The sequence below is a fragment of the Petrotoga sp. DB-2 genome (genome assembly GCF_054051725.1).
Genome location: NZ_JBSVZD010000011.1, coordinates 21,903 through 35,175 on the forward strand (window position 1 = coordinate 21,903; position 13,273 = coordinate 35,175).

The 13,273-nt window shown below is 33.8% G+C and carries 13 protein-coding genes; 8 read left to right on the forward strand and 5 right to left on the reverse strand.

Annotation, left to right across the window (positions count from 1 at the left end):
• Positions 1 to 65: 65 nt before the first annotated feature.
• On the forward strand, positions 66 to 1,025 hold the full coding sequence (locus ACW9JY_RS05335) for a P1 family peptidase (RefSeq protein ID WP_103078929.1): 960 nt from the start codon (positions 66 to 68) through the stop codon (positions 1,023 to 1,025).
• On the opposite strand, the gene ACW9JY_RS05340 is transcribed toward ACW9JY_RS05335, so the two are convergent.
• From ACW9JY_RS05340 to ACW9JY_RS05350, 3 genes are read right to left on the reverse strand one after another with little or no spacing between them, the layout of a single operon-like run.
• Positions 1,012 to 1,527 carry a chromate transporter gene (locus ACW9JY_RS05340; RefSeq protein ID WP_103078928.1) on the reverse strand — a complete coding sequence of 172 codons (516 nt, stop codon included), beginning with the start codon at positions 1,525 to 1,527 and terminating at the stop codon, positions 1,012 to 1,014. The genes ACW9JY_RS05335 and ACW9JY_RS05340 overlap by 14 nt on opposite strands.
• Positions 1,524 to 2,087, reverse strand: a complete 564-nt coding sequence (locus tag ACW9JY_RS05345; RefSeq protein ID WP_103078927.1) for a chromate transporter — start codon at positions 2,085 to 2,087, stop codon at positions 1,524 to 1,526. The genes ACW9JY_RS05340 and ACW9JY_RS05345 overlap by 4 nt, the downstream gene beginning before the upstream one ends.
• A 13-nt stretch (positions 2,088 to 2,100) precedes the next feature.
• Positions 2,101 to 2,805 (reverse strand): GntR family transcriptional regulator, encoded by a 705-nt coding sequence (locus ACW9JY_RS05350; RefSeq protein WP_457283634.1) that lies wholly within the window; start codon positions 2,803 to 2,805, stop codon positions 2,101 to 2,103.
• 284 nt (positions 2,806 to 3,089) lie between these two features.
• Here ACW9JY_RS05350 and ACW9JY_RS05355 point away from each other — a divergent pair, with 284 nt between their 5' ends.
• The 7 genes from ACW9JY_RS05355 (at position 3,090) to ACW9JY_RS05385 (ending at position 11,276) form a co-directional block, all read left to right on the forward strand.
• A complete protein-coding gene (locus ACW9JY_RS05355; protein ID WP_457283635.1) occupies positions 3,090 to 4,280 on the forward strand; it encodes an ROK family transcriptional regulator in 1,191 nt (396 codons plus the stop codon).
• A 36-nt stretch (positions 4,281 to 4,316) separates the two neighbouring features.
• Positions 4,317 to 5,576 carry an ABC transporter substrate-binding protein gene (locus ACW9JY_RS05360; RefSeq protein ID WP_457283636.1) on the forward strand — a complete coding sequence of 420 codons (1,260 nt, stop codon included), beginning with the start codon at positions 4,317 to 4,319 and terminating at the stop codon, positions 5,574 to 5,576.
• Positions 5,577 to 5,638: 62 nt separating this feature from the next.
• Positions 5,639 to 6,499 carry a carbohydrate ABC transporter permease gene (locus ACW9JY_RS05365; RefSeq protein ID WP_457283637.1) on the forward strand — a complete coding sequence of 287 codons (861 nt, stop codon included), beginning with the start codon at positions 5,639 to 5,641 and terminating at the stop codon, positions 6,497 to 6,499.
• On the forward strand, positions 6,492 to 7,322 hold the full coding sequence (locus ACW9JY_RS05370) for a carbohydrate ABC transporter permease (protein WP_103899315.1): 831 nt from the start codon (positions 6,492 to 6,494) through the stop codon (positions 7,320 to 7,322). The genes ACW9JY_RS05365 and ACW9JY_RS05370 overlap by 8 nt, the downstream gene beginning before the upstream one ends.
• A gap of 126 nt (positions 7,323 to 7,448) precedes the next feature.
• Positions 7,449 to 8,432, forward strand: a complete 984-nt coding sequence (locus ACW9JY_RS05375; RefSeq protein ID WP_457283638.1) for a hypothetical protein — start codon at positions 7,449 to 7,451, stop codon at positions 8,430 to 8,432.
• A 22-nt stretch (positions 8,433 to 8,454) separates the two neighbouring features.
• Positions 8,455 to 9,954, forward strand: a complete 1,500-nt coding sequence (locus ACW9JY_RS05380) for a sulfatase (protein ID WP_103078920.1) — start codon at positions 8,455 to 8,457, stop codon at positions 9,952 to 9,954.
• A gap of 224 nt (positions 9,955 to 10,178) precedes the next feature.
• Positions 10,179 to 11,276: an anaerobic sulfatase maturase gene (locus tag ACW9JY_RS05385; protein ID WP_457283639.1), complete on the forward strand. Its 1,098-nt coding sequence runs from the start codon at positions 10,179 to 10,181 to the stop codon at positions 11,274 to 11,276.
• Here the strand turns inward: ACW9JY_RS05385 and ACW9JY_RS05390 are convergent.
• Complete coding sequence (locus ACW9JY_RS05390; protein WP_103078918.1) at positions 11,257 to 11,868, reverse strand: V-type ATP synthase subunit D; 612 nt, start codon at positions 11,866 to 11,868, stop codon at positions 11,257 to 11,259. The genes ACW9JY_RS05385 and ACW9JY_RS05390 overlap by 20 nt on opposite strands.
• Positions 11,869 to 11,902: 34 nt before the next feature.
• The gene (locus ACW9JY_RS05395) at positions 11,903 to 13,273 is read right to left on the reverse strand and encodes a V-type ATP synthase subunit B (protein ID WP_103078917.1); all 1,371 of its coding nucleotides are present in this window, start codon (positions 13,271 to 13,273) and stop codon (positions 11,903 to 11,905) included.

Genomic DNA, 13,273 nt, shown 5'->3' on the forward strand with positions numbered 1-13,273 from the left:
AAGATTCCATTACTTGAGGGATGAAAATTTTCAGATGGTTATTTTAAAAAAGGAGCAGATTCAACATGTTAAATGGCATAACAGACGTACCAGGAATAAAAGTAGGACACTACACTGACAATAAATCCTTAACAGGTTGTACGGTTGTTCTAGCCAAAAATGGAGCGGTAGGTGGGGTTGATGTTAAAGGCTCAGCCCCAGGTACAAGAGAAACAGACTTACTAAAACCGGGGAATCTTGTTCAAATGGTACACGGCGTTTTATTAACTGGTGGAAGTGCTTTTGGCTTAGATGCAGCAAGTGGGGTCATGCAATTTTTAGAAGAAAATAGTATAGGCTTTCAAACAAGTACTGTGAAAGTCCCCATAGTACCTGCTGCAGTTATTTATGATTTGGATATAGGAGACCCAAATGTTAGACCCGATAAAAGATCTGGTTATATCGCAGCAAATTTAGCCACATCAGATTGTGTTGAAGAAGGATGCGTTGGTGTAGGGACTGGGGCACTCGTTGGTAAGGCGGCAGGTGTTAACAATGCTATGAAAGGTGGGGTAGGAAGTTATTCCATTGAATTAGGTAACGGGATAATAGTCGGAGCGATAACGGTTGTGAATGCTACAGGAGATGTTTACGAAGAAGGGGAAATAATAGCTGGGGCTATAGACCATAACAATAATTTTTTGAATATATCTGAATATATGAAAAAATCAAGTTTTAAGTCTAATCCAGGTGAAAATACAACTCTATCCGTCGTAGCTACAAATGCAAAATTGTCCAAAGAGGAAGCCAACAAAGTTGCTCAAATGAGCCATGATGGGTTGGCAAGGGCGATAAGACCTGTTCATACTATGTACGATGGAGATACTATTTTTTGTTTATCTACTAGTGATTTATCAAGCGACGTTACATTAATTGGAGAAGTAGCAGCAGAAGTAGTAGAAAAATCTATTATAAGGGCTATCAAATCGGCAAGAAAAGTTGACAATATTCTCAGTTACAAAGATTTGAATCCTAATAAAAGATAATTCCCACTACTCCTGTCATAATTATTATAAAAATCGGATTTAATTTTGTGAAAAAAAGGAGCATCAAAACCCCAATAAATATGAGAAAACTCTCCAAATTTACGATATTAGCGATACCAATTGTGTATGCTGAACCAAGTATCAACCCGATAACAGCAGGTTTTAGAAATTTAAGAATATTTTGTTGAGTATCGCCATTTCCGTTTTTAAAATATCTGCCTACCAGTAATCCTATAATTAACGAAGGCAGTATGACTGCAGTTGTCGCGACCAAAGAACCAACTACCCCAGAAACCTTATATCCAACAAAAGTAGCACTATTTACAGCTATTGGTCCGGGAGTAACCTCTGCTATAGCTATTAAATCCAGAAATTCTTGAATAGACATCCAATCTCTTCTTTCTAGATGTGTTTGAATTAGTGGTATCATTGCGTAACCACCACCAAATCCAAATAAGCCAATTTCAAAAAAAGAAAAAAACAAGCCAAATAAGGTTTTCATGGCTTTTTTCTCCCTTCAGACATAGAGGAAAGGCTCCCCACAATGAAAGCGATAACAATTATATAAATGGGATTAATTTTAAATACTCCAATTGCAACAAAAGCTCCTGCAGTTAATAGAACTAAAACGATAGACCATTTAACCGATTTTGATAGACTTATCGCAGCATATACGATAAGTGCGGCTATAGCAGGTCTTATACCTTCAAAGGCACTTTGTAAAACGTTAAGTCCCGCTGTTTTCGTAAGAGTAAAAGCTATCACCAATATTATTATAAAAGAGGGTAAAGAAACCCCTATTACTGACATAACAGCTCCTAAAATTCCCTTTATATCATATCCTACTAAAATAGAAAGATTAATAGCCACAGCTCCTGGTATAGTTTGAGTTAAAGAGACCGTGTCTGTAAACTTATCCTTTTCTACCCAATTTTTCTTTTCTACGACTTCTTTCTCCATTAAAGGAATCATAGCGTACCCCCCGCCAAAAGTGAAGAGCCCTATTTTAAAAAACGTAATGAACATTTTTAACACTATTTTTGATTTGCCTTTTTCACTCATTTCTATTATCTCCCTACAATTTCAGTTCAGTAAAGAATCTAAAATGATCAGCTCTTATCAGGCTTTCCCTGAATTCTACCAATCTATTTTCCGAATCATATGTGTATCTTGTAGTTTGAAAAAGAGGAATATTTTCATCAATTTCTAGCAATTCTTGGGCTTCTAGCGAAGGTAGGACAGGTTCGAGATATTCTTTGGCATTGACACATCTTATTCCTTCTCTAGCAAGTAAATCATACAAAGGTTTTGTTTCTAGATTTTTATTATCCATTTTTCTTAGAAAGTCAATAGGGATGTAAGAGCTTTCCAATATTAAAGGGATTTCTCCAACTAATCTCAACCTTGTGATTTCCCATAATTCGATGTTTTTAAATTCATCTACATCTTCCAAGCCAGAGACGTTTTTTACCGATATTAGTTTAGTATTAGAATTTTCAAGCTTGCTGGCTATACTTTTTCCAAAACTGTAAAACTTTAAAAGACTTTGTTCCCAAAAAAGAGATTGAACTTTATACCCTCTTCCTTGGTAACTTTTTATTGTACCTTGTTGCTTCAATAAACTTAAAACTTTTCTTATCGTAGTTCTTGTTACATGGAATTCCTCCGCCAGCTCATTTTCCGATGGAAGAAATGAGTTCATTGGATATTCCCCTTCATATATTCTTGAAATTATTTTGTCAGCAATCCTTTGATAGATTGGCGTCTTATAATCAGCCATTTACGATACCTTCCTTCAATAAAGATATACAAATATGTCTACTCAAACTTGTATACACCAATTATAACAAATAAAAAGAATCATGTCAAGAGTTCACATGGTACAAAAAAGATATAAATTTACAAAAAATGAAAAATTAAGAAAAATTAATGTAATCAACTTTAATTGTTCCTAATCCTATTTAATCGACGTTAATCACTAATAATGAGATTTTGTTTTTTTAATTAAAGTGATTATAATTGTTTGTATAGAAAACAAATTAATTTTTAGGGGTGTTACTTTAAATGACTGGCTATAAATTTTCAAACAAGAAAGTGAAAGAAAATAATCTTAGATTAGTATTAATGGAAATATTGCAAAATAGTCCAATTTCAAGAATTGAAATTTCTAAAAAAACCGGATTAACTAGATCAACTGTCTCTGAATTGGTGAAGAGATTAATAGAGGAAGGTTTAATTAAGGAGAGTTATAAAAATATTGATAAAGCCGGACCTGGTAAAAAACCTATCTTATTAATACCAGAAACAGAGAAATTTTTTGTTATAGGTTATGACCTAACTGTAATTCATTCGGAGATCGTTGTTATGAATTTGAATGGAGATGTAATAATGAAGAAACCTTTTATTTCTTTGAAAAAGCTCATATCGTTAAAGAATATAACAGAAATATTGAACTTATTTATTAAATCTTTAGAAGAGATCAAACATGATCTGAATATTTCGAACGAGTCGATCAAGGGTATAGGTGTGGCGTTTCCAGGTTTGGTGAGTAGAAACAACAATTCTTTATCAATCACACCAAACTTAGAAAGATACTTTGACTTCTCGTTAATTGATAAATTCTCTGAAAAGTTAGGAATCCCAATAGTAGTTGATAACAATGCAAATATGAAGGCATTAGGTGAATTAATATATGGGATAGGAAAAGAAGTTCATGATTTCCTTCTTGTGAATATAAGTTATGGAATAGGTGCAGGATTAGTTATTCAAAATCAGTTGTTTAGGGGAAAATACAACTTGTCAGGAGAAATTGGACATATAAAAGTTGCCGAAGATAGCGATATTTGTAGTTGCGGGGAAAAAGGCTGCTTAGAAACTTTTTCTTCGGTTAGATCAATGGTGAGGAAATACTATACAAAATGTAATAAAAAATTGGATGAAAGCTATGATATAGGCAAAATAATTAATTATGCTAACCAAGGAGACCCAAATGCCATTCAAATTTTTCAAGAATCTGGATTTTATTTGGGCAAAGCTATAGGGAATGTTTTAAATATCGTAAATGTAGAATCGGTTGTATTAACTGGAGAAGTAAAGAAGTATTGGGATATTATAGAAAAGGATTTTTACAAAGGGTTAAATGAAACAACGTTACCTTTAATAGAAAAAAACACACAGATAAAACTTTCCGAATTGGGAGAAGAAATTACTGCAATCGGAGCAGCTTCAATGGTTCTAGAAGATATGTTGATTTAACGAGTATCAATACATATTATACGAGGAGGCGGTACTATGGCATTAAGAAACTTTTTTGGATTGGTGTTAGTTGTTTTGCTTGGCGTTGTTGCATTGTCTGAGGTGTCCGTGGAAATCGGGATTTCACCGAGAGAAATAGGAGCAGTAATGGATGAGCATATCTCGAATTTCGAAGCACAAAATCCTGACATACAAATTGAATGGTTGAAGGTTCCAGGGGTCCCCGGTCAGCAACATAGTCAATATGTGACTTTGTTTTTCGGTGGAAGTGACAAGCCAGATATTATAGCTATGGATATCATCTGGCCTGGCGAATTTGCATCTCGTGGATGGTTAGCACCATTAAATGAATATTTTCCGGAAGAGGAACATGCAGAGTTCATTGAAAACATGATAGATGCTGCAAAATATGAAGGAGATGTTTATGGAGTACCTCTCTACATAAACGGTCTTCATTTGTATTACAGAAAGGATTTACTTGAGAAATATGGATTTACTCCCCCGAATACTTGGGAAGAACTGGTGGAACAGGCTTCTTATATAGTGGAACAAGAAAAAGACCCCAACTTATATGGATATATAAGTATGTGGGGCAAAATTGAAGGCCTATTTATGAATTATCTCCAGTTTTTTTGGGGCAAAGGTGGAGAGTTTTTCGATGAAGAGGGAAACGTTGTTGTAAATAGTAAAGAGGGAGTAGAAGCCTTACAATTTATGGTTGATATGATATATGAATATAACCTTGCTCCGGAAAGTATCGTAACTTATGCTCCCGATGATGCTAGAATATTATTTCAACAAGGTAGAGCTGTTTTTATGGTAGTTCAAGACTTTGTTTGGCCTATTTTAACTGCCCCAGATTCCATAGTAGCTGATAAGGTTGATTTTATGAGAGTGCCTTATTTTGAGGGATATCCTGATACAAACACCGTATGTTTAGGAGGATGGTTGTTAGGGATAAATGTAAATTCACAACATAAAGAAGAAGCATGGAAATTTATTGAATATCTAACTTCCCACGAAGTTCAACTAAGAACAGCCGCAGTAACCGGAAATTTACCAACAAGACAATCCGTTTATGAAGATCCAAGATTAGTAGAACAATTTCCTGTTGCCAACAAACAGTACGAAGATTTTATGGTTGGAAATGTTCGCCCCTCCGCTCAACTTGGAGAGAAGTACACTCAAGTTTCTGAAATTATGCAAAGGGAGATACAATCCGCATTATTACGACTAAAAACACCTCAAAGAGCTTTAGACGATGCTGTATCTCAAATAAACGCGCTTCTTCGGTAAGGAAATTTACAAAGAGGGTCCTTAGATTTATTCTAAGGACCCATTAAAGAAGGTGATGAAGGTTGAATAAAAAAACGGGAATTTTTCTGATATTACCAGCTTTCATAATTTTAATAACAATTTTTATTGGTCCAACAATATACACAATAGTTTTAAGTTTTTCTTCTTATTCATTTACAGGTGTTGAATTTTCAGGTTTAAGTAACTTTTCCAGACTTTTCAGTGATCCATCGTTCTGGAGGGCATTTTATAATACTCTTATTTTTGTTGGAGTTACAGTTCCAATAGAATTATTGTTGGGTTTTCTTTTGGCTTTAGTTGCAAATAAAGCAATGAAAGGCAGATCAATTATCAGAGTGGCTTTATTGATTCCTTGGGCGTTGCCAACAGCTCTAAATGCATTAGCTTGGAGATGGATGTATAATACCGATTATGGATTATTTAATTCAGTATTGATAAATTTGAATATTATAGACACTCCCATAAATTGGCTAGGGCAAATCCCATTAGCTATGATTTCTATGATGATAGTTGCTATATGGAAAACAAGTTCTTTTATGGCTCTTCTTATTTTAACAGGGCTACAAACTATTCCTTCAGAATTGTATGAAGCTGCTAAGATTGATGGTGCTACTAATTGGCAAGCCTTAAGAAAAATTACAATTCCATTAGTGAGACCTTCAATAATGGTTTCTTTGCTTTTTAGAACGGGAGATGCTTTTAGAAGTTTTGAATTACCGTATAACCTTACAGGTGGGGGACCAGTAAATTCTACTGAGACTCTATCAGTTTTTGCTTACAATAATTTCTTTCAATATTTGGATTTTAGTTATTCTTCAACTATTGCCCTGATACAGTTTTTGTTGTTGTTAGGCTTGGCGATAATATACTTGAGAACTTTAAGGTGGGATATCTATGAATAAATTGAAAATTCAAAAGAGTTTCAACTATTTAATAGCTATTTTACTAGTTTTACTGTCAATATTCCCAATAGTTTGGCTGTTTTTAACTTCTATTAAAAGTACAAATGAAATTTATTCTTGGCCAGTAAAAATATTTCCTTCTCAACCAACCATTCAAAATTATGTTAATTTATTCCAGATGGGTTCTTTTGGGAGATACTATTTAAACAGTTTTATTGTTAGCGGGAGTGCTACCATTCTAATCTTAATTACCGGAACTTTAGCGGCATACTCTTTTGCTAGGATTCAATTTAGAGGTAAAAGGTCTTTAATGATGATTGTTTTGGCTTTGCTACTTTTTCCACCGGTTGCGGTAGTTCCTCCATTGTTTTTGATTTTTAGGAATTTGAATTTGATAAACAATTATATATCGTTAATATTGGGTCATACAGCCTTATATCTTCCTTTGGCGATTTGGATATTGATGAATTATTTTAGAACGCTTCCCAAAAACATTGAAGATTCCGCACTAATAGATGGTTGTAATACTTTTCAAATGATTTTTAAAATATTACTTCCAATGTCGTTACCTGGATTAATCGCAGCTGGATTGATTACTTTCGTATTTTCTTGGAATGAATTTCTTTTGTCGCTGGTTTTACTCTCAAAAAACGAAATGAGAACAGTTGTTGTTGGAATTTCCTTGTACCCTGGTGAATATTCATTTCCCTGGGAGTTGATTAGTAGTGCGATAGTATTAGCAATCATACCAATAATATTACTGACCCTTGTATTTCAAAAATATATTATAAGTGGTTTAACTGCAGGTTCGACAAAATATTAAAAATTAGACGCTTTAGAAATAAAAAGATATTCACAAATACAGTTTTGATTTTAAATGATTGCAAGATTGGATCTAAATCAAATTTTTAAGTTTCACATCATACACATTATGCGAGGAGGAGAAATTATGGGTAAACTTTTTTCTTCAAAATATTTTGCTAATCTGTCTTTATTTGATCCTGTTGAAGGGATCACAATTAAAGAACCATATGGGAAAGAAAATGGGTATTGGGTAGGTGCACCTTATGTTTTTTATGATGAAATATTAGGTAAATTCTTCTTATACTATAGGATAAGAAAACCAAAACCAATTCGTGGCGGAGAGGTAAGAATTGCTCAAAGCGTCGATGGAGAGAAATTTGAAGATATACTAGTTATTAAAAAAGACCAGCTTAACAGTGAATCTATTGAAAGATCCTCATTTTTAAGGTGCATGGATGGGATATATAGAATGTATATAAGCTATGTTGATCCGCAAACAAGAAAATGGAGAATAGATATGATGGAAGCAGATCATCCCAAAAATTTTGACGTAAGTACAAGAAAAAAGGTTTTTGTTGCAGAAGATTTAGGTATAGAAGGTATAAAAGATCCTTACGTTTTTTTGGTGGGAAGAAAATATTATATGCTTGTAAGTTATGCAGAACCTCTAAAGAATCCTTCTGAAGAAACAAAGAGAAAATTGCATGAAAGTGGAGATGTTTATACTACAGGTTTAACAACCCATCCAACGGGACTTGCAACGAGTTTAGATGCTAAAAATTGGAAATGGGAAGGAAAGATATTAGATGTTTCAAAAAATGGTTGGGACAAATATCAAGCAAGAATTAATTCGGTAATTTATGTTCCTCCTGTTTTCTTTGGATTTTATGATGGAAGCTCATCAGAGAAAGAAAATTATGAAGAAAGATGTGGATTATGTATGAGTTATGATTTAAAATCATTTGAAAGTATAACCCCTAATGGACCTATACTTGAGTCTCCTTATAACACTCGTTCAGTAAGATATGTTGATTTCCTTGAAAAAGAAGATGAAATTTGGTATTACTACGAATTTTGTAGAGAAGACGAAGCTCACGAACTGAGATTGGCAAAAGTGAAAAAATTTTAAAATTAGAGGGGAATGAGTAAAGATGAGAATATTATTTATCGACATTGACACTTTAAGGGCAGATCATCTTGGGAGTTATGGATACTTACGAGAAACCTCACCAAATATTGATGATGTGGCTAAAGAAGGTATTAGATTTGATAACTACTATTGTTCCGATGCCCCGTGTTTACCTTCTCGTGGAGCTCTATCTACAGGTAAATTTGGTATAAAAACAGGTTTAGTTGGTCACGGTGGAACAACTGCTGACATGCGAATAGAAGGTAAGAATAGAGATTTTCAAGATAAACTAGCATATATGAGTTTACCTGCTTTGTTGAAAAACATCGGATTTCATACAGTTACGGTAAGTCCTTTTGGAGAAAGGCATTCTGCTTGGTGGTTTTATGCTGGATTCAATGAGGTTTATAACCCTGGAAAATGTGGCCTTGAAAGAGCGGATGAGATTGTTCCTTCAGCTCTAGAGTGGTTAAACAAAAATGCTGAGTCAGACAATTGGTTTTTACATGTAAACGTTTGGGATCCACATACGCCATACAGAACACCCTCTGACTTTGGTGACCCTTTTGAAAATTCACCTATACCCGGTTGGTATAACGAAGAATTAATAAAAAGACATAGAAAGTTAGCTGGTCCACATACTGCTCAAGACTTAAATATGTATGACAATCGTGAAGATCCAAGATTTCCAAGGCAACCTGGTGAAATAAAAAACATGAACGATTTGAAACAATTAATAGATGGCTATGATACAGGTATTAGATATGCTGACTTTTGGATTGGAAAGATAATAGATATGTTGAAAGAAAAAAGAGTATATGAAAATACAGCTGTGATAATATCTGCCGATCATGGAGAAAACATAGGGGAGTTGGGTATATATGCAGAACATGCGACAGCTGACAACATAACCTCTAGAATTCCCTTGATAATAAAATGGCCAGGTGGATTAAAAAGCCATGTACATCAAGGCTTTTTATACAATTTGGATCTAATATCAACATTGTACGAAATATTTGAATCAGAGATAAAAAGTAAGTTTTCTGAAGAATATATTCAAATGTTCAAAAAAGAAATGGACGGAATAAGTTTTGCAGATGTAATATTTAAAGGTGAAAAGATATCTAGAAAGTATCTGATTTTAAGTCAGATGGCACACGTATGCCAAAGAAGCGTGAGATTCGATGATTGGATTTATATGAGAAGTTATCACGATGGATACCACCTTTTCCCCAAAGAGATGTTATTCAATTTAAAAGAGGATCCTCACGAGCGAAATGACATAGCCAAAGAAAGCCCAGAGATTTGTAGGGAAGCACTGTCTTATTTAAATGAGTGGCATGATGAGATGATGAAAGAATTACCAGAAGGATACCAAGTAGATCCATTGCAAACGGTTTTAAAAGAAGGCGGGCCTTATCACGCGAGAGGTCACTTGAAAACTTACTACGAAAGATTAAAAGAAACAGGTAGGGAAAAAGCAGCAGAAGAATTGAAGAGGAAATATCCTGCGGAATTTTAAATTATTTCGAGGCCGGGCCTTTCTCTTCCCAGTAAATTAATTTGTGGAGAGGAGTTAAGGCCCCTTTATTTTTATATGGTCTAAGAGACAAAAGGTGCTAAAGTATATTGGATTTAACTTACATTGATGGATGATTTATAGAATTTTTTAAAATACAATATTTTTTTGATATAATCAAAAAGTGAGATTTTGAAAAGAGGGGAAACCACTTGCGCTCTGTTAGTTTGCTTATAAAACCTGTATCCAGTAATTGTAATATGAAATGTTCTTATTGCTTTTACAACGATATTGCTAATAAGAGAAAAAAAGTTTCTTATGGCAAGATGAATGAAGAAACTTTAGAAAACCTTGTGAAAAAAGCGATAGCTTCTTCAGAATTAAGTTGCTCCTTTGCCTTTCAAGGAGGGGAACCTACTCTAGCTGGGTTGGAATTCTATGAGAAATTTTTAGAATTTGTTAATAAATACAATAAAAACAATATTAAAACATATTTTTCCATTCAAACAAACGGTCTTTTAATCGATGAAAAGTGGGCGGGATTTTTTAAAAAGAATAATTTTTTGGTGGGGCTTTCCTTGGATGGAGATAAAAAAACTCACGATCTATTCAGAGTAGACAAAGAAGGTAAAGGCACATATAATAGGGTAATGAAAACAGTGGATCTTTTTGATAAACACAAGGTTGCTTACAATATTTTAACTGTTGTTACATCACAACTTGCCAAACATCCTCAAAGAGTTTACAATTTTTATAAAAGGAAAAACTTTGGTTTTGTTCAATTCATATCTGTTATAGAGCCGTATGGCGAAGAAAATGTCTCCCATCCCTATTCTTTAAATCCAAAGGAATATGCCTATTTCCTAAAAGTACTTTTTGATAACTGGGAAAGAGATTTAATAAAAGGAAAATATATAAGTATTCGATTATTTGATAATTTAGTAAGAATGATTGGAGGTTATCCTCCTCAAGCATGCGAAATGAATGGAATGTGTAGCATACAGAATGTCATAGAAGCAGATGGAAGCGTTTATCCATGTGATTTTTACGTATTTGAAAAGTATAAACTTGGAAATATAAATGAGATAAAAAACATGGAAGAAATATTAAAAAATGAAACTGCCAAAAAATTCATTACGTCTTCCCTTGAACTTCCCGATGAATGCAGAAACTGTGAATGGTATTCTTTATGTAGGAATGGTTGTAAAAGATATAGGTATGATGGTAAAAAGTACTACTTTTGTAATGCCTATAAAGAGTTTTTTGAATATTCGTATGAGAGATTGAAAAAGATTTCAGAAAGTGTCACTTCTTCAACTTTTTGAGTTTGAAGAATTCTTCTCTTTCAGTTTCTTCCAACGTATCTTGAATAAATTTAATAGATTCTTTCATCTTAGGTATGACAATATTTTCTAGAGCGGAAACTCTTTTTTTTGTTTTTTGAACTTCATAAGCAAGCTTGTAAACTTTATTTTCAATCATAGATGCTTCTGTTATTAATTCTAAAGCCGTTTCAAAAGAAATGTAAGCTTCATCTAAAGCGGCATCCGTTCGATATATTTCGTAAGGAATTTCCAACTTGGGTTTTTCTTGTCTGAATAATTCTGGAACCTCAACTCCCATAACGCTTTTGAACCTTATTTTTAATTCATCATATTCTGGGATTCCATTGGCATATTCTTCTATATTTTCAATGCCGAGATCTAAATTTGCTAACTGTAAAGATTCATAAGCCCTAGCTAGTGTAGTTAATATTTTTTCTTGTATTTCTTTAGCTTGTTCTATCAAATCAACTAGTTCTTTCATTATAATATTTCTCTTTTTTTCTAATAGATCGTGGCCCTCTTGTGAAAGTTGGTATTGCTGTTTTAAAGCAATCAAATTACCTTTTGTAGGGATGGTTTGATCGAAAATCATAGTTTTCACCCTCTCTAATGCGTTGATTTAAAAACTATTTCTTGGAATAATGTTCTTCAAATTCTTTTTCTTTAATCCGGGTTAATTCTGTTTTTGGCAATAGGGAAAGTATCTCCCAAGCAAGATCAAGTGATTGTTCCAAACTTCTGTTCTCTTGAAAACCTTGATTAAGAAATTTCTGTTCGAATTCTTCACCAAATTTTAAATATAGTTTATCGATTTCCGACAGGTCATCTTCACCAATTATGGCCGCTAATGACCTTATTTCAAAAACTCGAGAATAAGAAGCAAAAAGTTGGGAAGATAGATTTGGATGGTCATCTCGAGTATACCCTTCTCCTATACCATCTTTCATCAGTCGTGATAAGGAGGAAAGGCTGTTTATAGGGGGATATATATTTTTTCTAAATAGATCACGAGATAATACTATTTGGCCCTCGGTGATGTATCCTGTTAAGTCAGGGATGGGGTGGGTAATGTCATCATTGGGCATTGTTAAAATAGGTATTTGAGTTACCGAACCTTTTTTCCCTTTGATTATTCCCGCTCTTTCATACAAAGAGGCAAGATCGGAATAAAGATATCCTGGGAATCCTTTTCTTCCTGGTACTTCTCCTCTGTAATTAGATAGTTCTCTCAAGGATTCACAATAGTTTGTCATATCGTTTAAAATAACTAAAACGTGTTTATCTTCTTCAAAAGCTAAATATTCTGCTACAGTCAATGCCATTCTAGGGGTTGCTATCCTTTCCACCACTGGATCGCTCGCCAAATTCAAGAATAACACCATATTCTGAATTGCTCCACTGTCTTCGAAATTTTTGATTATGAAGTTGGCATCATCTTTTTTTAACCCTATAGCAGCAAAAACTATAGAAAATTCTTCTTTAGAAGTTAACTTCGCTTGCTTGGCAATTTGTACTGCTAAATTATTGTGTGGCAAACCATTTCCAGAAAAAATCGGCAATTTTTGTCCTCTTATTAAAGTCAACATTGTATCAATTACAGAAATGCCCGTTTGAATGAAATTTTTGGGGTATTCTCTAGCAGCAGGATTTATAGCTGATCCGTTTATATCCGCACTTTTTTGAGAAATAATCTCCCCCATTCCATCAATAGGTTCTCCCAAGCCATTGAAAGTTCTTCCCAAAATATCCCTAGATAAATTGATTTCTTGGGGTCTGCCCAAGAATTTTATCTTTGAATTTGTAAGAGAAAGTCCTTGTGTTCCTTCAAAAACTTGAACAACAGCTTTATTTTCAGAAACAAGAATAACGGAACCCACTCTTCTTTTTCCGTTTTCCTCTATTTCCACTATTTCATTGTATCCGATATCTTCTATATTTTCAACTATTATAAGAGGTCCTCTAATTTCTGAAATTTGGTCGTATTCCCTTATTGCCAT